23 protein-coding genes and 1 riboswitch are annotated in these 24,690 nt (G+C 62.6%); of the genes, 20 read left to right on the plus strand and 3 right to left on the minus strand.

Features of this window, described 5'->3' with window-relative positions; genetic code table 11:
- Window positions 1–58: 58 nt before the first annotated feature.
- The 5 genes from ACG873_RS16910 (at window position 59) to ACG873_RS16930 (ending at window position 5,129) form a co-directional block, all read left to right on the plus strand.
- Complete coding sequence (locus tag ACG873_RS16910) at window positions 59–1,072, plus strand: LacI family DNA-binding transcriptional regulator (protein WP_394893240.1); 1,014 nt, start codon at window positions 59–61, stop codon at window positions 1,070–1,072.
- 301 nt (window positions 1,073–1,373) lie between these two features.
- Window positions 1,374–2,114: an ATP-binding cassette domain-containing protein gene (locus tag ACG873_RS16915; RefSeq protein WP_394893241.1), complete on the plus strand. Its 741-nt coding sequence runs from the start codon at window positions 1,374–1,376 to the stop codon at window positions 2,112–2,114.
- Window positions 2,104–3,213, plus strand: coding sequence for an ABC transporter permease (locus tag ACG873_RS16920; RefSeq protein WP_394893242.1), 1,110 nt, complete (start codon window positions 2,104–2,106; stop codon window positions 3,211–3,213). Before ACG873_RS16915 ends, ACG873_RS16920 begins: the two co-directional genes overlap by 11 nt.
- Window positions 3,214–3,266: 53 nt before the next feature.
- A complete protein-coding gene (locus tag ACG873_RS16925; RefSeq protein WP_394893243.1) occupies window positions 3,267–4,271 on the plus strand; it encodes a sugar-binding protein in 1,005 nt (334 codons plus the stop codon).
- A 60-nt stretch (window positions 4,272–4,331) separates the two neighbouring features.
- Window positions 4,332–5,129, plus strand: coding sequence for a glucose 1-dehydrogenase (locus ACG873_RS16930; RefSeq protein WP_394893245.1), 798 nt, complete (start codon window positions 4,332–4,334; stop codon window positions 5,127–5,129).
- A 76-nt stretch (window positions 5,130–5,205) separates the two neighbouring features.
- Here ACG873_RS16930 and ACG873_RS16935 read toward each other — a convergent pair whose 3' ends face one another.
- Window positions 5,206–5,886, minus strand: a complete 681-nt coding sequence (locus ACG873_RS16935) for an aspartate/glutamate racemase family protein (RefSeq protein WP_394893570.1) — start codon at window positions 5,884–5,886, stop codon at window positions 5,206–5,208.
- A 41-nt stretch (window positions 5,887–5,927) separates the two neighbouring features.
- A complete protein-coding gene (locus ACG873_RS16940) occupies window positions 5,928–6,584 on the minus strand; it encodes a GntR family transcriptional regulator (RefSeq protein WP_394893247.1) in 657 nt (218 codons plus the stop codon).
- Window positions 6,585–6,745: 161 nt separating this feature from the next.
- Between ACG873_RS16940 and ACG873_RS16945 the strand changes: the two genes are divergently transcribed.
- From ACG873_RS16945 to ACG873_RS16970, 6 genes are all read left to right on the plus strand, one after another.
- A complete protein-coding gene (locus ACG873_RS16945) occupies window positions 6,746–8,449 on the plus strand; it encodes a thiamine pyrophosphate-binding protein (protein WP_394893248.1) in 1,704 nt (567 codons plus the stop codon).
- Window positions 8,449–9,711, plus strand: coding sequence for an NAD(P)/FAD-dependent oxidoreductase (locus ACG873_RS16950; protein ID WP_394893250.1), 1,263 nt, complete (start codon window positions 8,449–8,451; stop codon window positions 9,709–9,711). The genes ACG873_RS16945 and ACG873_RS16950 overlap by 1 nt, the downstream gene beginning before the upstream one ends.
- A 62-nt stretch (window positions 9,712–9,773) precedes the next feature.
- On the plus strand, window positions 9,774–10,748 hold the full coding sequence (locus ACG873_RS16955; RefSeq protein WP_394893252.1) for a TRAP transporter substrate-binding protein: 975 nt from the start codon (window positions 9,774–9,776) through the stop codon (window positions 10,746–10,748).
- Between the two features lie 64 nt (window positions 10,749–10,812).
- Window positions 10,813–11,346 (plus strand): TRAP transporter small permease, encoded by a 534-nt coding sequence (locus ACG873_RS16960; RefSeq protein ID WP_394893254.1) that lies wholly within the window; start codon window positions 10,813–10,815, stop codon window positions 11,344–11,346.
- On the plus strand, window positions 11,346–12,653 hold the full coding sequence (locus tag ACG873_RS16965) for a TRAP transporter large permease (RefSeq protein ID WP_394893256.1): 1,308 nt from the start codon (window positions 11,346–11,348) through the stop codon (window positions 12,651–12,653). Before ACG873_RS16960 ends, ACG873_RS16965 begins: the two co-directional genes overlap by 1 nt.
- Before the next feature lie 124 nt (window positions 12,654–12,777).
- Entirely contained in the window at window positions 12,778–13,716 is a 939-nt protein-coding gene (locus tag ACG873_RS16970) for a hypothetical protein (RefSeq protein WP_394893257.1), read from the plus strand.
- Window positions 13,717–13,893: 177 nt separating this feature from the next.
- On the opposite strand, the gene ACG873_RS16975 is transcribed toward ACG873_RS16970, so the two are convergent.
- Window positions 13,894–14,307, minus strand: coding sequence for a LysR substrate-binding domain-containing protein (locus ACG873_RS16975; RefSeq protein WP_394893259.1), 414 nt, complete (start codon window positions 14,305–14,307; stop codon window positions 13,894–13,896).
- A gap of 8 nt (window positions 14,308–14,315) precedes the next feature.
- On the opposite strand from ACG873_RS16975, the gene ACG873_RS16980 reads away from it, so the two are divergent.
- The 9 genes from ACG873_RS16980 (at window position 14,316) to ACG873_RS17020 (ending at window position 24,679) form a co-directional block, all read left to right on the plus strand.
- A complete protein-coding gene (locus tag ACG873_RS16980; RefSeq protein ID WP_394893261.1) occupies window positions 14,316–14,945 on the plus strand; it encodes a Gfo/Idh/MocA family oxidoreductase in 630 nt (209 codons plus the stop codon).
- 328 nt (window positions 14,946–15,273) lie between these two features.
- A riboswitch (TPP riboswitch) is annotated at window positions 15,274–15,390 on the plus strand.
- Window positions 15,391–15,490: 100 nt separating this feature from the next.
- A complete protein-coding gene (gene thiC / locus ACG873_RS16985) occupies window positions 15,491–17,323 on the plus strand; it encodes a phosphomethylpyrimidine synthase ThiC (RefSeq protein WP_394893263.1) in 1,833 nt (610 codons plus the stop codon).
- Window positions 17,320–18,321: a glycine oxidase ThiO gene (thiO, locus tag ACG873_RS16990; RefSeq protein WP_394893264.1), complete on the plus strand. Its 1,002-nt coding sequence runs from the start codon at window positions 17,320–17,322 to the stop codon at window positions 18,319–18,321. Before thiC ends, thiO begins: the two co-directional genes overlap by 4 nt.
- Window positions 18,290–18,487, plus strand: coding sequence for a sulfur carrier protein ThiS (gene thiS, locus ACG873_RS16995; protein WP_394893266.1), 198 nt, complete (start codon window positions 18,290–18,292; stop codon window positions 18,485–18,487). Before thiO ends, thiS begins: the two co-directional genes overlap by 32 nt.
- A gap of 4 nt (window positions 18,488–18,491) precedes the next feature.
- The gene (locus tag ACG873_RS17000; RefSeq protein ID WP_394893267.1) at window positions 18,492–19,265 is read left to right on the plus strand and encodes a thiazole synthase; all 774 of its coding nucleotides are present in this window, start codon (window positions 18,492–18,494) and stop codon (window positions 19,263–19,265) included.
- Entirely contained in the window at window positions 19,262–19,867 is a 606-nt protein-coding gene (locus ACG873_RS17005) for a thiamine phosphate synthase (protein ID WP_394893269.1), read from the plus strand. Before ACG873_RS17000 ends, ACG873_RS17005 begins: the two co-directional genes overlap by 4 nt.
- The gene (locus tag ACG873_RS17010) at window positions 19,858–20,658 is read left to right on the plus strand and encodes a hydroxymethylpyrimidine/phosphomethylpyrimidine kinase (RefSeq protein WP_394893271.1); all 801 of its coding nucleotides are present in this window, start codon (window positions 19,858–19,860) and stop codon (window positions 20,656–20,658) included. Before ACG873_RS17005 ends, ACG873_RS17010 begins: the two co-directional genes overlap by 10 nt.
- A gap of 402 nt (window positions 20,659–21,060) precedes the next feature.
- Window positions 21,061–22,986: an IucA/IucC family protein gene (locus ACG873_RS17015; RefSeq protein WP_394893272.1), complete on the plus strand. Its 1,926-nt coding sequence runs from the start codon at window positions 21,061–21,063 to the stop codon at window positions 22,984–22,986.
- Window positions 22,970–24,679, plus strand: a complete 1,710-nt coding sequence (locus tag ACG873_RS17020; protein ID WP_394893274.1) for an IucA/IucC family protein — start codon at window positions 22,970–22,972, stop codon at window positions 24,677–24,679. Before ACG873_RS17015 ends, ACG873_RS17020 begins: the two co-directional genes overlap by 17 nt.
- The last annotated feature ends 11 nt before the right edge of the window (window positions 24,680–24,690 follow it).

A 24,690-nucleotide genomic window follows, 5' to 3' on the forward strand; every position in this document is an offset into this window, starting at 1 on the left:
AAGCCGGGTAAAGCCACGAGCGAGCAGACAGGTGAACCCCACCGGAAAACGCCCCACAATGATCGACGTCGCCAAGCGCGCGGGCGTGTCGCAGGCGACCGTTTCGTTCGTGCTCAACAACGTGTCGAACGCCAGGATTGCCTGGGACACCAGAAAGCGCGTGCTGGCTGCGGCCGAGGAGATTGGCTACCGCAAGCATCCGCTGCATCCTCCCGGCGACCATAACGTGCCGGTCATCGGGCTGCTTATAGACGAGCTGACCTCCACGCCGTTTGCCGCTCCGTTCCTTGAGGGCGCGCGCGACGAGGCGGCCGATGCCGATTGCGTAGTAGCCACCTTCTCGACGCGCGGCGACCGGAGTCTCGAGGAGGCGGCCCTTGATGTCCTTGCCGGCCGGCGGCTCGTCGGCATCCTCTATACGAGCCTGCTCACCAGGCTGGCCGAGCCGCCGGAGCGGCTGCGGACGATCCCGACCGTCCTGCTCAACTGCTACGACAAGGACGGATCCTATCCCTCCGTCGTACCTGGGGATGTCGCGGGTGGCCAGGTGGCAACGGAAGCGCTCTTGCGCGCGGGACACCGTCGGATCGCCCATATCGGCGGGGAATCCTGGATCGAGGCAAGCGGCGATCGCATTCATGGCTATCGCCAGGCGCTCGCCACCTGGGATGTTCCGTTCGATCCCGATCTCCTGCGCCCAGGCGGCTGGACGGTGCCGAGCGGCCGCACCACCACGCGCGAGCTGCTCGCCATGCGAAATCCTCCCACCGCGATCTTCTGCTTCAACGACCGTATGGCGATCGGCGCCTACGAGGCGGTCCGGGAACGGGGCCTGCGCATCCCTCGAGACATTTCGGTGGTCGGTTTCGACGACGAGGAGATATCGAGCTATCTCGATCCGCCGCTGACCACGGTGGACCTTCCCCACGACGCCATGGCGCGCTGGGCGGTCAGTCAGCTCCTCGACAACAGAGCGACGCTGAGCGCGGCGCGCAAATGGCGCAAATACAAGATGGAATGCGCGCTTGTCGAACGGGCGTCAGTCGGGACATACCTCAGGGTGCCCGTGTGAGGGCCAAGCACTTTGGAGTTGAACGCGCGGATGGTTTGCACGGCGAAGCTCCAGGTTTCCCCAGGAACGACCTGGTTGTCAGAACCTTCCGTGCAATAGGCGGAGGTCGACTTCGCGCTGGAGCCATGGCCTGAAATCGATCCCCGAGGCAGAACGTCTCCCGCGTCTCCGAGCCCAAGCCAAGGTGAGATTGCCGGAAATCCCGATCTAATAAATGATTGTGTCGAATACGTTTCGCTGATTAGCTGCCTTGCATGAGACCGGGACAAGATTGGTAAATGTTGTCCCGGGGAGGATCGCGATGCCGGTGCTTGAGGTTCGCCGCGTTTCCAAGAATTTCGGGGCCATCCGTGCTCTGACCGACGTCAGCTTCCAGGTGGAGCGGGGCGAAGTCGTGGGCCTGATGGGAGACAACGGCGCCGGCAAGTCGACCATGGTCAAGACGGTTGCCGGGAATTTCCCGCCGAGCCACGGCGAAATTGTCGTGGACGGTCAAGTTTGCCACTTCCACCAGCCCGCCCAAGCCCGCGCCGAGGGGATCGAGGTCGTTTATCAAGACTTGGCGCTTGCCGATAACCTGACCGCCGCGCAGAATGTCTTTCTCGGCCGCGAGATCAAGAAGGGTTTCTGGCCGATCAGGGTGCTCGACAAGCAGGCGATGATCGACCGCTCGGCAGCGCTGTTCAAGGAACTTAAATCGGAAACCCGACCGCGCGACCTCGTCAAGAAGATGTCGGGTGGGCAGCGCCAGGCGGTGGCGATCGCGCGGACCCGGCTCTCAAACGCCAAGCTGGTGTTGATGGACGAGCCGACCGCCGCCATCTCCGTACGTCAGGTGGCGGAAGTACTCGAATTGATCCGGCGCCTCAAGGCGCAGGGGGTCGGCGTCATCTTGATCAGCCACCGCATGCCTGACGTTTTCGCGGTCTCGGATCGTATCATCGTGCTCAGGCGAGGTTCGAAGGTTGCCGACAAGGAAGCCGACAAGACATCGCCAGAGGAAATCACCGGATTGATAACGGGAGCGATCCGTGGCGAATAGCGTTCGGGAGTCGGTCGAGCAAGCTGGCACGCCTGCCATGTCGGACTTCGTCTCGACCAAGGAACAGACGCCTCTCCAGCGCGTGATTTCAAGCCAATCTTTCTGGGTGACGATCGCGCTAATCGCTCTGGTCATTTTGATGACAGCCATGGAGCCGAGCTTCGGCACCTCCGAAAACGTCGCCAATGTCACGCGAAACTTCGCACCTTTTGGCATCATGGCGCTCGGCATGACGCTGGTGATCATCACCGGTGGCATCGATCTGTCGGTAGGCTCGATCATGGGCCTCGTCGCCATTGTCGCCGGCCTGTTCCTCACTTGGCACTATCCTTGGTACATCGCCTTCGCCATGGGACTTTTCTCCGGTCTGGCCTGTGGCGCGGTCAATGGGTTCTTTGTCGCCTATGTCGGAATGCCGTCCTTCGTGGTCACCCTCGGCATGCTGTCCCTGGCCCGCTCGCTGGCGGTGGTATTCTCCGCGAACCAGATGCTCTACCAGTTCGGGCCCGATGCTCCCATCGTGAAGGCGATCGGTCAGGCGAAATGGCCGCGGCATGGGCCCGAGGACTGGGCGCCGCACTGGATACCGGAACTGTCATCGCAGTTCTGGACCATGGTGATCCTGGCCCTGATTGTCGGCTTCGTGTTCAATTTCACTGCCTGGGCCCGGCATCTCTTCGCCATCGGCGGCAATGAGGAAGCGGCACGGCTCACCGGCGTTCCAGTCAACTGGATCAAATTCCAGGCCTATGTCTTTTCGGCTTTCACAGCCTCGCTCGCCTCTCTCCTGCTCCTTGGCTACAACGGCTCGGCCATCAATGCCATGGGCCAGGGCTATGAGCTGCGCGTGATCGCCGCAACAGTCATTGGCGGCGCCAGCCTCATGGGCGGCGCCGGCACGGCCTTCGGTGCGATCATCGGTTCGGCGTTCCTCGAGGTGATCAGGAATGCGCTGCTGATGGCCGGCATCGATTCAAACTGGCAGGGCGCCTTCGTGGGCGCGTTCATCGTTCTTGCGGTTCTTTTGGGCATGCAAACCGGCGGCAAATCGATCCTTGCCGCCTCGCTGGTAGCCTTGATGCCCAAAAGAAACCGCTAGAAGCTCGCCGGCGGGAGGCCTGCGGGACATCACACCTAGGAGGAGAACATCACATGAAAAAGTATCTGCTGACGGTGGCTGTGGCGCTTGGCGCAATGGTGCCCGCCGTTTCCGAAGCCCAGGAGAAATACACTTTCGCCCTGGTGCCGAAGAACATGAACAATCCTTTCTTCGATCAAGCTCGCGACGGCTGCAAGAAGGCCGAATCCGAATCGAATGGCGCCCTGGAGTGCATGTATATCGGCCCCGGCGAGCATGGCGGCGGCGACGAGCAGGTGCAGATCGTGCAGGATCTCGTGGCCAAGAGGGTGGACGGCATCGCCGTGTCGCCATCGAACGCCGCGGCGATGGCGGTTGCGCTACAGGCCGCCAAGGACGCCGGCATCCCGGTCCTCACCTGGGACTCCGACCTCCTGCCGGAAAACAAGGATCTTCGCGTCGCCTATATCGGCACTCATAACTATGAGATCGGCACGAACCTTGCCAAGCTTGCCATGCAGATCAAACCCGAAGGCGGCACGGTCTGCATCCAGTCGGGCGGCGCGGCGGCGGCCAACCACAATGAGCGCATGCAGGGCATTCGCGATACGCTTTCGGGCGCCAAATCGGCCGCCTCGCCCGGCGACCGCCTGACCGGCCAGAACGGCTGGACCGAAATCGAGGGCTGCCCGCTTTACACCGACGACGACTTCCCGCGCTCGGTGCAGCAGTTCGAAGACACAATGGCGAAGAACCCGGACCTCGACGCGTTCATCCCGACCGGGGGGTTCCCTCAGTTCATTCCCGATGCCAACCGTGCCGCGGTCGGTCCGTACAAGGACAAGATTGCCTCGAAAGCGCTGGCCCTTGTCGTCGCCGACACGCTTCCTGTGCAGATCGACCAGATGAAGGAAGGTTTGTCTCTTGGCCAAGTCGGCCAGCGGCCGTTCGAAATGGGCTACAAGACGATGCTGGCGCTGAAGGACATGAAGGACGGCAAGGCTCCGCCGACCGACCCGACCTACACCGGCCTCGACGTCTGCACTCCGGAGACGGCGGACACCTGCATCGCCAAATAGCGCTTTTACGCATGCGAACGCGGGCGGGAGGAGACTCCCGCCCTTTGACAAGGGGTTTCTATGTCGGAATTGTTCTCGCTCAAGGGCCGCATCGCATTGGTGACGGGAGCTTCGCGTGGCCTCGGCTTCGCCATGGCCAAGGCGCTTGCGGAAAGCGGCGCGACGGTGATCGTCAATGCCCGCGACATGGACGCCCTCTCCGCGGCGGCGGAAAGGATCGGCGCCGAAGCCCTGCCGTTCGATGTTACCGACGCGGCAGTCTCGAGGGCAGCGCTCGAAAGTATAGTCGAACGCCACGGCCGCCTCGATATTCTCATCAACAATGCCGGCATCCAGCATCGGAGGCCACTGGTCGAATGGGAGGACGAGGATTTCGAGCGGGTGATTGCCGTCAATCTTTCGGCCTGCTTCCGCATGATGCGCGACGCGGTGCGCCTGATGCTGCCAAACAAATTCGGGCGCATCATAAACACTGGATCGGTTGCAGCGATCCTTGGCCGTCCCACCATTCACGCCTATGTGGCAGCAAAGGCGGGCCTGCATGGACTGACACGCTCCACTGCAGCCGAGATGGGCCGTCACGGCATCACCATCAACGCGATCGCCCCCGGCTATTTCGCTACCGAACTCAACACAGCGCTGATGAACGACGAGGCCTTCACCAAATGGGTCGAGGAACGAACTCCTGCGGGCCGCTGGGCCCAGCCTGAGGAGCTCGGCGGAGCCGTGGTATTTCTCGCCTCCGACGCCGCCGCTTACGTCAACGGACATGTACTGGCCGTTGACGGGGTCTATCGGTTTCCCTCTGAACCGCGAACTGCCTTCACCCATCTCTCGGGAGGGCACGCCGGTCGCTGAACCGGCTGCCGTTGAGGAGCCGGTTTATGCTGCCGGCAGGCATCTCACCCAAAAATCGGAGCGAAGCCGTTGCAGATCATCGGTTGCCAGCTCTCCCATCGTATCGCCGAGGCTGCAGCGCGCCGTGAAACCAGCTTATGAAGTTCTCGATTGTGAATACGGGCAGCGATGTCGCGGCACGGATGTCGGCCGCGTAGGGAACCATGTTGGTGCATTCGAGCACGATGGCGCCGAGATCGGTATTGTCGCGAACGAGGGCGAGCGCAGCATCGACATTGTCTTGCCTGGCGGCGTCGACATCTAATTCCAGCTCATTGCCGAGGATGGCGCGGGTGAATTCGCGCCCGCCCTCCGTGCTGCCGACCGGAGTTCCCGGCGGCACTCCCGCCTTTTCGAGATGGAGTGGCGTTAGTGTCGAGGCGGAGATCGTCAATATGCCGGCGCGCTTTCCCTTGGGCAGGAGCCGGTTGACCATATCCACTTGCATCAAAGACGAGGTTGCCACCGGAACCCCGACGGCCAGGGCCAGTTCTTCCTGAAACAGCGACAGGAATCCGCAATTGGTGGTGACGCCATCGACCCCATCGGCGACAAGTTCACGCGCCGCGGCGATAAAGGCCTCGAGCAGGCCTTCGGCCCCCTTGAGCACCACACGGTCGGGCGTGGCGCTTCGTACGATCTTGTAATGCACCGGAAACGGCCAGGTCGTTGCGTTGCCCATGTCGCCCGGAATGCGGGGGAAGCGCGCGTCGAGCATCAATATGCCGACCGACGCGCCGTAGATTGATTTACCGCCAGTCACGCGCATAGTCCATCAATGGTCTTGAAAGCAGGGTGAACAAACCCCTCCTCGACGAAGAGGCGCGCGTGGCACTCCTTGACGGCCTCGGCTATCTCCTCGCGCCGCTTCGAAATGTGCCGGTCAACGAGATGAGAGGCCGCTGCGCCGTCCCGCGAAGCGATCGCCGCGAGTATTGCACGGTGCTCTCCTTGGGTGCGCGAGCGGCGGCTCTCCATGTCGACCCAGCGGAAGAACCGGATGCGGGCATTGATATTCTTGAGCGTGCGAATGAGTTCGCCGTTGCGGGTGAACGAGGCGATTGCCTCGTGAAAATATTCGTCGCAAGCGACAAGATCTTCCAGCGATGTGCCGGCTTCGCTCGACGTCCGATCGAGAAACGCGCCGATCTCGGCAAGCTCTTCGTCGCTTGCAAGTTCGACGGCAAGTTCAGCGGCGAAGCGTTCGATCGCCTGACGCAATTGGTAGAGGTTTTGCACCTCGGTCACTGAATAGGTCCGGCAGAAAAAGCCGCGGCCGCTCTCGAACGACAGAAAGCCTTCGGCGGCGAGACGGTTAAGCGCCTCGCGCAGCGGTGTGCGGCTTGCGTTGAGCTGGCGCGACAGCGCGACCTCGTTGATCCGCGCGCCCGGACGCAGGCGGAAATCGATCGTCATGGCCCGTATCTCGGCATGCAGGAATCAACCATTCCCTCATTCATCGGCCGGCTCTCCGCGCAACGCCACTTGACTCACCAAATGGAGGCCATCAGTATTCAGCCCTGTATACAATTTACGGCCCGAATTGGGAAGCAGCCTTTCCCGTCATGGTGCAGCCGATGAACGCCAAAATCCAGGCCAATACGCTCTGCGGCGCGGAAGCGATGGTCAGGATGCTGGAAGCCCATGGTGTAAAGCACATCTTCGGGCTTTGCGGCGACACCACGCTTCCGCTCTACGATGCGCTTTTCCGCCTCGACCATGGCATAACGCATCTATTGACCCGCGACGAGCGCCATGCAGCCTACATGGCTGATGCCTATGCCCGCGTCACCGGCCGGCCGGGCGCCTGCGAGGGACCGTCGGGCGGCGGCGCCACCTACATCCTGCCCGGTGTCGTCGAGGCGAACGAGAGTTCGATCCCTGTGCTCGCCATCAACAGCGATGTGTCGACCGGTTCGCGGGGCCGTTATCCGCTGACCGAACTCGACCAGGTCGCGCTGTTCAAGCCCGTCACCAAATGGAACGCATCACTGGATGATGCGCAGCGTTTGCCGGCAATGGTGCGCCGCGCGTTTCGCGAGATGACCACCGGACGGCCCGGCGCCGTGCATCTGGCGCTGCCCTTCGACACGCAGAAAAACCCCGTCACCCCTGACGAGATTTGGGCCGATGCGCGCCACCAGGTCTTTCCGGCGTTGCCAACAGCGCCGGATGCCGGAGCCGTAAGGGCCGCGGCCGAAGCACTCCTTTCTGCAAGAAGCGCAGTTGCAATCTGCGGCGGCGGCGTGGTGATTTCGGGCGCAATGGACCCGCTGCTCGAGCTTTCGATACTGCTCGACCTGCCGATAGCGACAACCGTCTCCGGACAGGGAGCGATCGCCGAAACGGACCCGCGCGCAGTCGGCGTCGTGGGCTCCAATGGCGGCGTCGCATCGACCAGGGTGGTCGTCGAGAACGCGGATCTGGTCCTCTTCATCGGCTGCCGCGCCGGCTCGGTAACCACCGAACGCTGGAGACATCCGACGGCGGGCGCGCGGATCGTCCATATCGATTGCGACCCGGCGGTGCTGGGCGCCAATTATCCGACCGAGGTCGCGGTCGCCGGCGACGCGCGCCTCGCATTGGAGATGATCGTCGCGGAGATTGCCGGGCGCAGCAGCAAGGGCGGCCATGACGGCGCGGCGCGGGCGAAGGCCGCCTGGGCGGCCAAGCACGCCGGGTTCGAGCCGCTCGCGGCCTCCTCGGAACGGCCGATCAGGCCGGAGCGCGTCATCGGCGCTCTGCATAAGCTGCTGGGTGCGGACGCCATCATCTGCGCCGATCCCGGCACGCCCTGCCCCTATTTTTCGGCGCATTACCGTTGGCCGACTGCCGGGCGGCATTTCATCACCAATCGCGCTCACGGCGCATTGGGTTTCGCCATGGGCGCGGCGATCGGCGCGCATGTCGGCCGTCCTGGCGTCAAGACGGTGGCGGTGATGGGCGACGGCTCCTTCGGCATGAGCGTCGGCGAACTGGAAACCGTCATCCGCCACAACATGCCGATAACCTTCATCACATTGTCGAACGGCGCCTTCGGCTGGATCAAGGCCGGGCAGCGCTCGGGCTTTGGCGCACGCTTCCACAACGTCGACTTCACCCGCACAGACCATGCGGCGGTTGCGGCCGCTTATGGGCTGAAGAGCTGGCGGGTGGAGGATCCCGGCGAACTCGAGGCGACACTGAAGCGCGCGCTCGAAGCCAGCGGACCGACGCTGGTCGACATCGTCACACAGCCGCTCGACGAGGCCGCCGCCCCCGTTTCGGAATGGGTCGCCTGATGTCGACGGCCGCCGATCATAAAAAGCCGCCGGTCGTGGTGATCGGCGCCGGCATCGTCGGCGTGTCGACGGCTATCTGGCTACAGCGCGACGGCCACGACGTCATCCTCGTCGACCGCGCCGAACCGGGCGAAGGCACCAGCTACGGCAATGGCGGCGTGCTCGCCTCCTGCTCAATCGTGCCGGTCACGGTTCCCGGCCTGCTGCGCAAGGCGCCGCGCATGCTGTTCGATCCTCACGAGCCGCTGTTCCTGAAATGGTCCTATCTGCCGCGCCTTGCGCCGTGGCTACGCCGCTACCTCGCCCATTGCACACCCGAGCACGCCCGGCGCATCGCCGCCGCTCTCGCACCGATCATCGGCGACAGCTTGGCCGACCACCAGGCGCTTTCGGCCGGCACCGGCGCAGAAAGATGGCTGACGCCGTCCGACTACGTCTTTGTCTACAATGATCGCGCGCATTTTGACGGCGATGTCTTCGGCTGGGGAATCCGAAAAGACCACGGCTTTGTCTGGGACGAACTGGCGGGCGAGGCCCTGCGTACCTACGAGCCAGCCTTGGCGCCGCATCTCGGTTTTGCCGTACGCCTTGCTGGTCATGGGACGATCATCGACCCCGGCCGCTATGTTAAGGATCTGGCCGCCCATGTCGTAGCTCAGGGTGGTCGCATCCTTCGCGGTGAGGCGACCGACTTCGTCCGCAAAGATGGCCGCGTCGTTGGCGTCCGCATCGGCGGTGAAACGCTTCCTTGCTCTGCCGTCGTGTTGGCTACAGGTGTGTGGTCGAAGCCGCTCTGCCGCAAGCTCGGGATCGACGTGCCGCTCGAAAGCGAGCGCGGCTACCATGTCGAGCTTTGGGAGCCGAGCGTCATGCCACGCGCTCCATGCATGATCGCGTCCGGCAAATTCGTCATGACGCCAATGGACGGACGGCTGCGGCTTGCCGGGATCGTCGAATTCGGCGGCCTCGACGCATCGCCCTCGCGCGCGCCTTTCGACCTGCTGATGCGCAATGTCCGCGCCGCTCTGCCGGGCCTGCGATGGAAGGACGAGACCGAATGGATGGGCCACCGCCCTGCGCCCGCGGATTCGATTCCCCTGATAGGCAAAGTGCCGGGTGTCGAGGGCGCCTGGCTAGGTTTTGGCCATCACCATGTCGGGTTGACGGGCGGTCCAAAAACAGGCCGCATCCTGGCGCAACTCGTTTCGGGGCGAAAGCCGAATTTAGACCTTGCCCCATACGCCCCTTCTCGGTTCCAATAGGAATACCAGAAAGACGTCCCGGGGAATTTCACATCAAGCATCGCATAATGGGAGCCGACCAGATGAAGCGCTTTTCGACATTTCTCGCCACCACCATGATGACCACGATCGCGGCTACCGCCGCGCTTGCGGAAAAATGGGACATGCCGATGGCTTATCCCGCGACCAACTTCCATTCCGAGAATGCCGTCGCGTTCGGCAAATGCGTAACCGACGGCACCGGCGGCGCGCTGGAGATCGTCAGCCATCCGAACGGTTCGCTGTTCGCAGGCAATGACATCAAGCGCGCTGTCCAGACCGGCCAGGCGCCGATCGGTGAACGCCTGATTTCTTCCCATGCGAACGAGAATCCGCTGTTCGGCGTCGATTCCATTCCCTTCCTCGCAACGTCCTTCGCCGATTCAGAAAAGCTCTGGGACGCGGCAAAGGAGAAACTGGCTGCGGCGCTCGATGGCCAGAACCTCGTTTATATATACGCCGTGCCATGGCCGCCGCAGGGTTTCTATTTCAAGAAAGAGGTGAACTCTGCCGCCGACATGAAGGGCATCAAGTTCCGAGCTTACAACACGGCGACCGCCCGCATCGCCGAACTTGCCGGCATGGCGCCGGTGCAGATCGAGGCGGCCGAACTCAGCCAGGCTTTGGCGACGGGCGTCGTCGAGAGCTTCATCTCGTCGGGCTCGACCGGCGTCGATTCGAAGGCATGGGAGAGCTTGACGCATTTCTACGACGTCCAGGCCTGGCTGCCGCGCAATGTCGTCTTCGCCAATAAGGACGCGTTCACTGCACTCGATGAGGCGACGAAGAAAGTCGTTATGGATTGCGGCGCGGAAGCGGCATCGACCGGCGCCAAGAAATCCGAAGATCTGACGGCGGGCTATCTGAAGACGCTCGCCGACAACGGCATGACTGTCAGTGCGCCCAGCGATCAGTTGAAGAGCGATCTCGCCGGCTTCGGCGCAGTTATGACCGAGGAATGGATCAAGGCCGCCGGTGAGGACGGCAAGGCGATCATCGACGCCTATCGCGCCCAGTAGTCGGCGGCATTCACGGCCCGGGTCTCCCGGGGCCGCTCCCCAACCGGTCGAAGGAAGGCACGAAATGCCTGTTGCCGCGCGCGCAATCCGCCGTAGCCTTGATGCACTATATGACGGAGCCGGCGCATTGTCGGCGCTCTGCCTTCTGGCAATCCTCGTCGTCATCACCCTGCAGGTCCTGGCGCGCTGGTCCGGGGTCCCTTTTCCCGGCTCCAGCGAATATGCCGGCTATCTCATGGCAGCTGCGTCGTTCCTGGCCTTCGCCCACACGCTCAACCGCGCCGCCCACATCCGGGTCAACCTGCTTTTGAGCGTGCTCGGCGAGCGGCGCTTCTGGGGCGAGCTCTGGTGCCTGGTCATCGCCTGCGCCGCCTCGACCTATCTCGCCTGGTTTGCAGTCCGGGCGGTCTACTGGTCGTGGAAGCTGCACGATGTCAGCCAGGGCCAGGACGCCACGCCTCTGTGGATCGCCCAGGCGCCCATGGCGGTCGGCGCAGTCATTCTCGCGATCTGCTTCCTCGATAATCTGGTGACGCTGATCGCCACCGGCCGCGACAACATCCGCCTCGATCTTGCCGAACAGAGCAGGGCGGAGTGATGGAACAGTTCTACGCCATCGGCCTCTTCCTCTTCGTCCTGTTCGTGCTGCTCGGCTCGGGCGTCTGGATCGGACTCGCCTTGCTCGGCGTCGCCTATTTCGGCATGGAGATCTTCACGTCGCGCCCGACCGGCGACGCCATGATGACGGTGATGTGGCGCTCCGCCTCGTCATGGTCGCTCACGGCGCTCCCGATGTTTATCTGGATGGGCGAGATCCTTTACCGTACGCGCCTGTCCGAAGACATGTTCAAGGGCCTGGCGCCTTGGATGGCGCGGCTTCCCGGCGGGCTGATGCACACTAACATCGCAGGCTGCACAGTCTTCGCCGCGGTCTCGGGATCCTCCGCGGCAACGCTGACCACAGTCGGCAAGATGACCATCCCGGAGCTGCGCAAGCGCCGATATCCAGAGCGCATGGTGATCGGAACGCTGGCGGGCGCCGCCACGCTCGGACTTTTGATCCCGCCCTCGCTCACGCTGATCGTCTATGGCGTCAGCATCAACGAATCGATCACCAAGCTGTTCATGGCCGGCATCATCCCCGGCCTCATCCTGTCAGCGCTGTTCATGTGCTATGTAGTAGCCGTCTCACAGCTGTCGAAGAGCTACAATCCGGCGCCGGAGCCGCATATGGCCTTCAGGGAAAAGGTCAGGCAGTCGCGTTTCCTTATCCCCGTCTTCACGCTTATCCTGCTCGTCATCGGCTCAATGTATGTCGGCGTCGCCACGGCGACCGAAGCCGCGGCCATCGGCGTCATCGGCTCGCTGATTCTTGCTTTGTGGCAGGGCTCCCTGACCCGCCAGGCTTTCTTCGAAACGCTGATGGGCGCCGCCCGCACGTCGGCGATGATCGCTTTCATTCTCGCGGGCGCCGCCTTCCTGTCGCTCGCCATGGGTTTCACCGGCCTGCCGCGCGGGCTGGCCCAGGTGATCGCCGCGATGGAGCTGTCGCGCTTCGAGCTGCTCATGGTGCTGATGGTCTTCTACATCGTGCTCGGCTGTTTCCTGGACGGCATCTCCATCGTCGTGCTCACCATCGCCATCGTCGAGCCGATGATCCGCCAGGCCGGCATCGATTTCATCTGGTTCGGCATCTTCGTCGTGCTGGTGGTCGAGATGGCGCAGATCACACCCCCTATCGGCTTCAACCTCTTCGTGCTGCAGGGTATGACCGGGCACGATATGGGCTATATCGCGCGCGCCGCCTTCCCGATGTTCCTCATCATGGTGCTGATGGTGTTTATTCTCATCGCCTTTCCGGAACTGGCTACATGGCTGCCGGACAATATGCGCCTGGCAGGTTGAGCACATCCGCAGTGGATCGATCGCATAGTCCCGGACTGGTGCTTCGCCTGATCGCGATCGTCATGATGGCGCAGTTCGTCGTCACCGGCAGTGCGGCGCCGATGCCGATTGCCCGGGGTTTGGCGTGAGCCTTCTGCTGCGCCCCTTCGCCGCGGCGGCGCGTTATGGGCGTTCGATCCTCGTCCTCGGCCTTGCCCTGGGTGTCGCACTTCCGGATCTGGCTCTTGCGATGAAGCCCTGGATCGGCGAACTGGTCGCGGGGCTGCTGTTCATTTCCGCGCTGCGCGTCGGACCGCGCCAGGCGTTCGGAGCCCTCGCCGACATGCGCACCTCGCTCGGCTTCGCGCTCGCCTGCCAGATCGTCTTTCCAGTTGCCGCGATCCTTGCCTTCGCTCTCGCTGGATGGAATAGCGCGCTCGCGACCGGGCTGGTGCTGATGATGGCCGCGCCGCCGATTTCGGGAAGCCCGAACCTCACCATCCTGACCGGAAACGATCCGGCGCCGGCACTGCGCCAGTTGGTGATCGGCACCGCCATGCTGCCGGCAACTGTGATCCCGGTATTCTGGTTGGCGCCCGGTCTTGGCGAGGCGGGCGAAGTTGTCGGCGCAGCAGCTCGGCTTCTCCTCATCATCGGCGGTGCGGCGGGCGCGGCATTCCTGATCCGTGGTTTCGTGCTCAAGAATCCTTCGCCGGAAATCATGGGAGCTATCGACGGTCTGTCGGCGATTGCCATGGCCATCGTGGTGATCGGGCTGATGTCGGCTGTCGGCCCGGCGATCCGGTATCAGCCTGACGCATTGCTGCTCGCGCTCGCGGTCGCGTTCGCCGGCAATTTCGGCCTTCAGATTGCGATGGCGATCGTGCTGCGTCGCCATGCGCCCGGCGACAGCGTCGCGCCGCTGGCGATCGTCGCCGGAAATCGCAACATCGCGTTGTTCCTGACCGCGCTTCCCGCCGCCGTGTCGGACCCTCTGCTCCTCTTCATCGGCTGCTACCAGATCCCGATGTATCTGACGCCCATCCTGCTCGGGTGCCTGTACAAGCCGACGGCTGCGCGATGAATCGCTTGTTGTTGGTTATCTGAGAGCGATCGCGCCGATGCGCGAGCCGAGCACGTGGTTGTGTTGATTCATGAGCGGATGACACCTTGAAGGGATCGGCTGAATGGCCAGTAGACGTTTGCACTTGTCCCTTGAACGGCGGCCAACTCACTCTCCATCGTGAGGCGTCCAGCGAGCCTAGCGGGCGGCTGATGTGAAGGAGATCGGCCTTGTAGCGGTCAACGCCCCTAAGTCGCGTTCGAGGGCTACGAACTCCTCGATCAACCGCGTGCCCAGCGCCCGCACCGCCGGGGACGACTGGCGGTCGCGGTGGATCAGGAGGCCGATTTCGCTGGCGGAAAGATCGGGTTCCGCCATCGGAATATGGACGAGTTCGCCGCTCTTCAACTCATCCACAAAACCGGTCGGGGTGAAGAAGCCGATGCCGAGACCGGCGAGCATCACTTCCTTGGTCATGGGCAGCGAGTTGGTGAGCAGCACCGATTTGAACTGCGCGCCGCTGTGGGTGAACTCGGCCTCGGCTGTGGCATTCAATATCCACGGATCGCTGAGCATGCAGACAGGATAGGCGGCGCAGTCGGTGAGCGTCACTTCCTTTCATGAAGCGTTATTCCGCGGGTAATAAGATCGCCGCTAACATCGTGCGATCGGGCCGCTTCGGTCCTGTCCTGGGACTCAGCGGCTACTACATGACCGCTCCAGGTTACTTCGCGGGCAATGTCGACTACACCGGCTTCTTTCTGCATCACTGCGTGCACTATATGGACCTGGTTTCCTTCCTCGTCTCACCAGTCGCAAAGCTCACGGCGCGCAAGGTCGAAAAGCAACCCGGCAAGGTGCTCTTTCACATCCATTTCGATTTCGAATGCGGGGCTATCGGTACGATTGCCATGGGTACGATCCAGTCGCGAGGTGCGCCCGTGGAACGTATTGAACTGATGGGCGATCACCAGCGCATTGAGGTCGAAAACGTCGTCGAGATCCGGTGGAACCGCAATCCACCCTTTAAAGTAGACGATCCAGGAGCGATCCTCTCCGATACAACGGACAGCCTCACGTGGAAGCCAAATTTCACCGCTGCCGCGAGCGAGGATCCAAAAGGCTATCATTCCCTTCTTGCCGACGTCATTCCGGCGCTTAGTGGCGGCGCAACAGCAGCCCCCAACATTCACGACGGTGTCGTCGCCATGGAGCGGCTGGAGACGCTTCGGCGTGAGCTCGATCTGTGAGTACCATCCGACAGGCACAAAGAGGTCAACAAACGAAAACTCCGGTCACCCAGTCTGTGAAACGGCGCCGAAAGTTGCCCCCGAGCTGTGGGCGTAAGGCCTTGATTTGCAGAGGCATTATTGAAAACGGATGGGGGTCACAATCGGCGCCGATGATGACCTCACCCCGGCGCAATGATTTGCAAGTAAATTCATGCACTTGACAGCAGTCAGCCCCCGGGGTCAGCAGCTGATGCTGATTCACGCGCCAGTTCTTCTTGCAGGTTTGAGCGAGCTTAACGATGGGCCGAATGCCCTTGACAAAATAGCGATCGCCCGCTCAATTCGATGCATTCACCAGGGGAGTCCCGGCAAGGGGCTGAGATACTGCTGGCTTTTGCGGCGCAGTGACCCGTTGAACCTGATCCAGTTCATACTGGCGTAGGGACGGTGCAAGCGCTTTGCGGGAGTTCATGCCCGAAATCCTGTAAACAGGCAGGCCAGAGCGTCTTTTCATCCTTCCGGCACAGAACTGGGTCTCCAATGCATGAGCAAAGGAGCCTCAAATGAATGCCATCACTCCCACGGTTTCGACGGGACCGCTGCCCGCCTCAAGGAAAATCCACAAACCCGGCTTGATCCACCCGCAGATCAGGGTGCCGATGCGGGAAATCGCCGTCCATCCGACGGCAGGCGAACCGCCTGTCACCGTCTATGATCCGTCCGGCCCCTATACCGATCCGACAGTCGAAACGAGCATCGAGAAAGGCCTTGCCCGGCTTCGGCAAGCATGGATCGAGGCGCGCGGCGATGTCGAATTCCAGGAAAGCCGCAGCGTCCGGCCGGAGGACAACGGATTTGCGTCCGGCAAGCGGCTGACGCCGGAATTTCCCGTCCGCTATCGGTCATTGAGGGCCAGAGCCGACAAGGCAGTGACGCAGCTTGCCTATGCGCGCGCCGGCATCATCACGCCGGAGATGGAATTCGTCGCGATCCGCGAAAATCTCGGCCGCGAGATCGTGCGCGGCAGCGTGCTGCGCGACGGCGAAGCCTTCGGCGCCGCGATCCCCGACTTCGTCACGCCGGAATTCGTGCGCGACGAGGTGGCGCGCGGGCGGGCAATCATTCCGGCCAACATCAACCACCCCGAGTGCGAGCCAATGATCATCGGCCGCAATTTCCTGGTGAAGATCAATGCCAATATCGGCAATTCCGCCGTCACCTCGTCGATGGCCGAAGAGGTCGAAAAAATGGTCTGGGCGATCCGCTGGGGAGCCGACACCGTCATGGACCTGTCGACCGGCCGCAACATCCACAACATCCGCGAATGGATCATCCGCAATTCGCCGGTTCCGATCGGAACCGTGCCGCTCTACCAAGCGCTCGAAAAGGTCGGGGGCATCGCCGAGGACCTGACCTGGGAAGTCTACCGCGACACGCTGATCGAACAGGCCGAGCAGGGTGTCGACTATTTCACGATCCATGCCGGCGTGCGGCTGCACTACATCCCGCTGACGGTTGATCGGGTCACGGGCATCGTGTCGCGCGGCGGCTCCATCATGGCGAAATGGTGCCTGCATCATCACCGCGAAAGCTTCCTCTACGAGCATTTCGAGGAAATCTGCGACATCGCCAGAGCCTACGACGTGTCCTTCTCGCTCGGCGACGGCCTTCGGCCCGGCTCGATCGCCGACGCCAACGACGCGGCGCAATTCGCCGAACTGGAAACGCTTGGCGAGCTGACAAAGATCGCCTGGGCCAAGGATTGCCAGGTCATGATCGAGGGTCCCGGCCATGTCCCCATGCACAAGATCAAGCAGAACATGGACAAGCAACTCGAAGTCTGCGGCGAGGCGCCCTTCTACACGCTTGGACCGCTGACGACGGACATCGCGCCGGGCTACGACCATATCACGTCCGGCATTGGCGCTGCCATGATCGGCTGGTTCGGAACGGCCATGCTCTGCTACGTCACGCCCAAGGAGCATCTCGGTCTTCCCGACCGCAACGACGTCAAGACCGGTGTCATCACCTACAGAATAGCCGCGCATGCCGCCGACCTCGCCAAGGGTCATCCGGCGGCGAAGCTCCGTGACGATGCGCTGTCGCGGGCGCGGTTCGAGTTTCGCTGGGAGGACCAGTTCAACCTGTCGCTTGACCCCGAAACGGCGCGTTCCTTCCACGATGAGACCTTGCCGAAGGAGGCGCACAAGCTGGCGCATTTCTGCTCCATGTGCGGGCCGAAATTCTGCTCGATGCGCATCTCCCACGACATCCGGGCCGAGGCACAGAAAGAGGGCATGGCGGCAATGGCGGCAAAATACCGCGAGAGCGGCGACCTCTATATGCCGGTGAACGAGGCCAGCGAAGCGCCGCCCGCGCCAAAGGCGCCGTCATGAGGGTGCTGGTCAAGGGGGCCGGCGTCGCCGGCCTCGCTGCGGCCTTCGAACTCGCCGCCCGCGGGGCGGCGGTGACCGTCGTTGAGGTCCGGCATTGCCTTGGCGGCAACGCATCGTGGATGGCCGGCGGCATGCTGGCACCCTGGTGCGAGCGTGAGAGCGCCGAGCAGCCGGTGCTGGATCTGGGCCTCTGCGCTGCCGACTGGTGGGATGCAGCGCTGCCGGGTCACGTCACCCGAGCCGGAACGCTCGTCGTCGCGATGCCGCGGGATGCGGGCGAACTCGACCGCTTTGCAAGCCGCGCCTCGGGCCATCGGCGGGTTGATGAGGACGAAATCGCGCTCCTGGAACCAGACCTCGCCGGCCGTTTCCAGCGCGGGCTGTTTTTTCCGGGCGAAGCCCATCTCGATCCCCGCCGTGCCATGGCGGCACTTTATGAAAAGCTCGCCGCAAGAGGCGTCGAATTCCGCTTCGGAGTCGACGCTCGGCACCTAGCGGGCTTTGAACGCGAGATCGACTGCACCGGAATAGCGGCCGGCGATGCAAGACTTCGCGGCGTTCGCGGCGAAATGCTGATCCTGCATGCGCCCGATATCTCACTGTCGCGACCGGTAAGGCTACTGCACCCGCGCTTGCCGCTCTATCTGGCGCCGCGCGCCAACCACCACTTCATGGCGGGCGCAACGATGATCGAGAGCCTGCCTGCGGGACCGGCCACGGCGCGCTCGATGATGGAACTCCTGAACGCCGCCTATTCCGTTCACCCGGCCTTCGGCGAAGCTGCGATCGTTGAGACCGGCGTCGGCATTCGCCCGGCCTTTCCCGACAATCTGCCGCGCGTCGAAAGGCAAGGCGGAACCGTCGCGATCAACGGGCTCTACCGACACGGCTTTCTTCTTGCCCCCGCCATGGCGCGACAGGCGGCTGACCTTGTTTTCGATCAAGACAAACCAGCGGAGCATGCTGATGAAACTGACAGTCAACGGCGAAGCGCATGAGGTTGCCGCAGCCACGCTGGCGGAGTTGCTTGCCGCCCTCGACTATGAGGGCAATTGGCTCGCAACGGCCGTGAACAGCGACGTCGTGCATGCAGCCGACCGAGCGCGGTTCCAGTTGAACGACGGCGACCGGATCGAAATCCTCGCACCCATGCACGGGGGATAGCATCATGCTTGACCTTTATGGAACGAAGCTTCCGTCGCGCCTGCTTCTCGGCACCGCGCAGTACCCCTCGCCCGCTATCCTTGCCGACGCGGTCAAGGCATCTTGCGCGTCTGTGGTGACCGTCTCTTTGCGCCGCGAAATGGCAGGCGGCAGAGGTGGGGAGAAATTCTGGTCGCTGATACAATCGCTACGGCTATGCGTCCTGCCCAACACCGCCGGTTGCCACTCCGTCAAGGAAGCCGTCACGACTTCGAAAATGGCGCGCGAGGTTTTTGGCACGAACTGGATCAAGCTCGAAGTGATCGGCAATCATGATACGCTGCAGCCGGATGTCTTCGGCTTGGTCGAGGCCGCGCGAATCCTGTGCCACGACGGTTTTGCCGTATTTCCCTACACCACGGACGATCTCGTCGTTGCGGAGCGGCTGCTCGCGGTGGGCTGCAAGGTCTTGATGCCGTGGTGCGCGCCGATCGGTTCGGCGCTCGGGCCGGTGAACGCCACCGCGCTCCGCTCGATGCGCGGCCATTTCCCGGATATCCCGCTGATCGTGGATGCGGGCCTCGGCCGCCCATCGCACGCTGCACTCGTGATGGAACTCGGCTTCGACGCGGTGCTCCTCAACACGGCGGTGGCCAAGGCCGCCGACCCCGTTGGCATGGCGCGGGCGTTCGGCAAGGCAGTCGATGCCGGCCGGGAAGCCTATCGCTCGGGACTGCTCGAGCCGCGCGATGTCGCCGTGCCATCGACGCCGACAATTGGCCGGGCGGTCTTTCAATGAATCTCGATCCTTTTTATCTGATCGTCGACAGCACCGCCTGGATTGAAAGGCTCGCGCCGCTTGGCGTCAGGCTGGTGCAGCTTCGCATCAAGGATCTCGACGAGTCCGGGCTGCGTGCGGAGATCCGAAAAGCCAAGGCTTTGTGCGCCCGACACCAATGCCAACTCATCGTCAATGATCATTGGCGGCTGGCGATCGAGGAAGGCTGCGACTTCATCCACCTTGGCCAGGAAGACATGCAGGCGGCCGACCTTTCCCGGATAAGGGCCGCAGGTCTCCGTCTCGGCCTCAGCACGCATGACGATGCCGAACTGGAAACCGCCCTGGCGGTCAAGCCGGACTATATCGCGCTCGGCCCGATCTATCCGACCATACTGAAACAGATGAAATGGGCGCCGCAGGGGCTCGAGCGAATTGGAGAATGGAAACGCCGGGTTGCACCGACACCGCTGGTTGCCATTGGCGGCCTCAATCCCGAAAGGCTCGAGGGTGTCTTCGGCGCTGGCGCCGACAGCGCGGCGGTGGTGACGGACATTACACTGAATGCCGATCCGGAAGCGCGAACGCGCGAGTGGATAGAAAAGACAGACCGATGGCGTTGAGACGAGAACCCCATGTGCTTGTCGTCGGCGGATCGGATTCCAGCGGCGGCGCCGGCATTACTCGCGATGTCGAGACGATCGCGGCCCTCGGCGTGCGCACCTGCATCGCCGTTACCGCAGTGACGGTGCAGACGCATGAAGCCGTCCTGGAAACCCATCATTTGCCACCCAGCCTGGTGGCCGATCAGATGCGCGCTGCGCTACGGGCCAACAAGGTGGCGGCCATCAAGATCGGCATGCTCGCGACGGCGCAGATCATCGCTGCCGTTGTGGCCGTGCTGCGCGAAAATCGGCATGTCCCGGCAGTGCTCGACCCGGTGCTGGCCTCCTCTTCGGGCGGACCGCTTCTGGAGGCTGGCGCGATCGGCGCCATGAAGCGTGACCTCATGCCGCTTTGCGGTCTCGTCACACCCAACCTCATCGAACTGGCGGCCCTTTGCGGCTTACCAACGGCGGTCGACGACGGCGGGATATTGCGGCAAGGACAAGGATTGCTGGACGCCGGGTCGCAAGCCCTGCTGATCAAGGGCGGTCACGCAACGGGGTCTCGATCGAAGGATATTCTGCTGCGGCCGCGTCAACCGCCAATCCGCTTCGATGCGCCCCGCCTTGCCGGTTCGATGCGCGGGACCGGCTGCATGCTGGCCAGCGCGATTGCCGCGCATCTGGGAAACGCGAGGTCACTTGAAGACAGCGTACGCAAAGGCAAGCGGTTTGTTTTCATGAAGCTTCGAAAAATCGACACACTATTACAAGGAGACCACCGTTCCGTGAAGTTTGAACCTGGATAGTTGCTGCATTTATGCGCATGCGAGATAAGGCGGAACTGATCCGCGTTGTCCCCAATCCAAAGTCATCGAAGCCGGTTGGGAATAGTCGAGAGGAACGATTCAAGCGTTAGAACGGCCATGATCAAAGGTTGGTGTTCCCGATAGGGCCTCGCTGTCGCATGTATCAGAATCGAAGCGAGCCCGGTTAGCAAGCTGCCAGGCGGAGCCGCGCCTTCGTGGACGACCTACGCTTGGAGACAAGCCCGTCATGCCCGCTGGTGAACTCGGTAGGTAGCTGGGCGGCATCATCAAGGCTCGTCGTGCCCCGTTTCATCAACAAAGGCGCGCTGCGGTGGATACCAGCTGCGCCACTCCACCTTAAATCGGCGGTGCCAAAATCTCATTTTTCGCGTGAACGGAGGGTTGATCCGCGCACCCGGTCGGGATAACATGACAATTGCAGTTAAGTTTAGCCGCGGCCGCAGCGAGGCTGGCCCTTTTACGCGCGGCGTCCTCGAAATCTTGAAAACTGGACTGAGCGCCTGCCCCCGGCCTCTGCATAAAATGGCGTCCGCAGGAATGCTCGACAAGAATCAGATTGCAGCAGAACAGGCCACCTTTCGAGCTTTCGCCAACAGCTATATGCGCGAGCTGAATTCCGGGATTCCGGTGTTCCATCGCGTTGGAGAACGGAATTTCGATTGCGTGGAGGTTTCGCTCCCGTCGCGGCGAGCCCTCCTGCGTATCGAAATCAAATCCCGATCGCTTTGCGGAATGCACCTCTTTGGACGCATCTGGATGCGGCAGGATGCCAGTACAAACTGGTACGAAATAGAGCCAATCCTGGCCGTGCATCTGCTTGTGCTGGGAGCCAGAGAAGCTGGATCGACCACGCACCGACAGGTCGATGTAGAGCTTCTCGAACGGATTTTTCAGAGCTGCCAGGCGACGAAGCGTTATCTCGATGCCGCCGATCTGGCCCCGTCGCCGGTCGGCTTCATAGCTGCGGAACAATCCCTGTATTTCGGGCATCCGCTGCATCCGACGCCCAAAAGCCTGCAAGGCATGACGAATTGGCAGCAGACCGCCTATGCGCCGGAATTGCGCGGCGGTTTCCAGTTGACCTATTTCGCCGCCGCCGCCCACCTTGTCCGCGAGGATTCCGCCGGCGTGGCGGTGACGCCGATTATCGAATCGCTGCTGGGGGATGATGCCGGCAAAGTGAACCCCGGCGATGGCGAAATACTCATGCCAATGCATCCGCTGCAAGCGGAGGCATTGATGCTCGACCCGAAAGTGCGGTCACTCATGGCTTCGGGACAGATCCGCCATCTTGGACCGGCGGGACCCCTGTTCACGGCGACCTCTTCTGTACGCACCGTCTATTGCGAGGATGCGGCGTGGATGCCGAAATTCTCGCTGCCTGTCCGCATCACCAACTCGAAGCGCGTGAACAGGCGGCATGAACTGGAGGCCGGTGTGGCGCTGGCGCGCCTGTTCGAGCGCGCCGGGATCAACACTTCCGATCCGCGTCTCGGCTTTCTTCACGACGGCGCATATTTGACGCTGGATATCCCCGGACAGGCCGAGAGCGGATTTGAAGTCATCTTCCGCGAAAATCCGCTCCGGCATCGCGCCGGCGATCCGGTGATAACCGTTTCGGCGCTGACGGCCGAGCCGCGTCCCGGACGGGTATCTTTGCTCGAGAGCATCGTTCGACGTGTCGCGCGCGATAAAGATGTTTCCGCGGGGGAAGCGTGCCGCCGCTGGTTCGCATGCTATCTGGACTGCGCGCTCGACCCGCTGGTCCGGCTCTACGACAGGTTCGGGGTCGCGCTGGAGGCGCATCAGCAAAACAGCCTGCTCGATCTTTCACGGGAGGGGCTCCCGAGCCGATATCTCTATCGCGACAGCCAGGGGTTCTACCTTTCGAGCAGCTTCAAGGCACGGTGGTATGGCCTGGTGCCCGAGGTCGCTCATATCCGCAGCCTTTTCTTCGAGGATCGTGAAATTCGCGAGCGGTTCTCCTACTACCTCATCGTCAACCAGATCTTCTCGGTTGTCGCGCGCGCCGGACATGACGGCCTGGCAAGTGAGGCCGAGCTGCTCGGCATCCTGCGCGCGCGGCTCAAGAAGCTTGCAGGAGAGCTCACTGGCGCGGGCGGGGAATTCGTAACCGGCCTGCTGGACAAGCCGAACATCACCGCAAAGGCCAACCTCGCGATCCGGCTCCAGGATGTCGATGAACTGGCCGACGGTAGCAGCACAATCTACACGCATTTTCCCAATCCGCTGAGCCGCGCAGGGCTGTTCATCGCCGCGGAGCAGGCGCATGCCATTGCCTCTTGATCTCCATGGCATGCCCGAGCTGCGCGTGATGCGCCAGCTTGCGGAAGCTCTGGTCTATGAAGGCCTGGTCGATTGCGAGGTGACGCGACGCGGCGGGAAATGCCGCTTCGAATGGCGCCAGGGCGGCGCCAGGATACGCTGCGAGGGCTCGATCGGCGCCTTCGGCCGGGTCAGGATCGCTCCCGAAACGCTCGATCAGGGTTACGGCGATCGTTGGCGGCCGGCGACCCTCGACGATCTTCTGGCGAGCACAAACGCCTGTCTCGAACGCCGGGCGCAGCTTGCATTCGAGTTGGAGCGGACGCTTGGCTTCAGCGCCTGGAACGCTACGAACCTCCCCCTCCGGCCGCGCCGCGATTTGCCGTTTGCACAATTGGATAGCGCGATGGACGAGGGCCATCCGTATCATCCGTGTTTCAAGGCGCGCACCGGCTTCGACTATGACGACCATGCGGCGTACGGCCCGGAAGCGGGCAATGCGTTTCAACTGGCCTGGCTGGCGGTCGCACCCGAACGCCTGCACTCGGCGTTTCCCACGAACGAGCAAGTCTTCTGGACGAACGAACTCGGCGCCGAAACCTATTCGGACCTGGATGAGCGCCGCGCCCGGTTTGGCGACAATGCAAGGCGGTTCGGCCTGATACCTCTACATCCCTGGCAATTGCGAGCGCTGCAGGATTCGGAATTGTCGCGCTGGTTTGCGGAAGGCTCGGCCGTGCTCCTCGGTCCGGCCGGAGATCGCTACACCGCCAGCCAATCCGTGCGGACGCTTTTCAATCGCGACCACCCGGAACGCGCCAATCTCAAGCTGCCGATGAATCTCGTCAACTCATCGGCCAAGCGCATCATCGAACCACATTCGGTGTGCAGCGCGCCGACGATCAGCCGGTGGCTGAAGGACACCGTCGCCAGCGATCCTGTGTTTGAGGAGCGCTACCCGCTCACGATCCTCGGCGAATATGCCGGCACGATTGCGGATCGGGACGGCCCGCTTGCCGGACAGATCGCCGCGATCTGGCGCGAAGATGTGACGGCCTGCCTGGGGCCCGGCGAAGCTGCGGCGCCTCTCAACGCGCTCATGACCATGGAGAGCGACGGCCGGCCATTCGTTGCGAACTGGATCGAGCGGTACGGGCGGGACGCCTGGCTCGGCAAGCTTGTGGACACAGTGGTGATGCCAGTGTGGCACCTGCTCGTCGGCCATGGCATCGCGACGGAATCGCACGGCCAGAACCTGATCCTTGTCCATCGCGACGGCTGGCCGGTCCGGCTTGCGATGCGCGACTTCCACGACAGCGTCGAATTCGTACCTGGCTTTCTTCGCGACCCGGACAGGGTTCCCGACTTCCTCGCCATGAATCCCGTCTATCGCGATGCCGCCCCCAACCAATACTACTGGATGGAGAGCGTCGAACTGCTCGGCGAGCTCTTCCTCGACGCGCTGTTCGTCTACAACTTAGCCGAGATATCGCACATCCTCCGCCACAGCTGCGGCCTCGACGAAGACGGCTTCTGGTCGGATGTCGGCAGGCGATTGCAGGACGATGCCCGGCAGTTCGGATTGACGGATCGGCAAGCCGCGCTTGGACTTTTCCAACCCCGCATCCGCACAGAATCGCTGCTCCGGCGGAAGCTTTCGCCGCCGGGCGCCGAATGCGCCCACGAAATCCCGAACAGTCTTGCCGGCGCGTAAGGAGGCTTAAC

It is taken from the genome of Allomesorhizobium aridi (genome assembly GCF_043769475.1).
Classification (GTDB): domain Bacteria; phylum Pseudomonadota; class Alphaproteobacteria; order Rhizobiales; family Rhizobiaceae; genus Allomesorhizobium.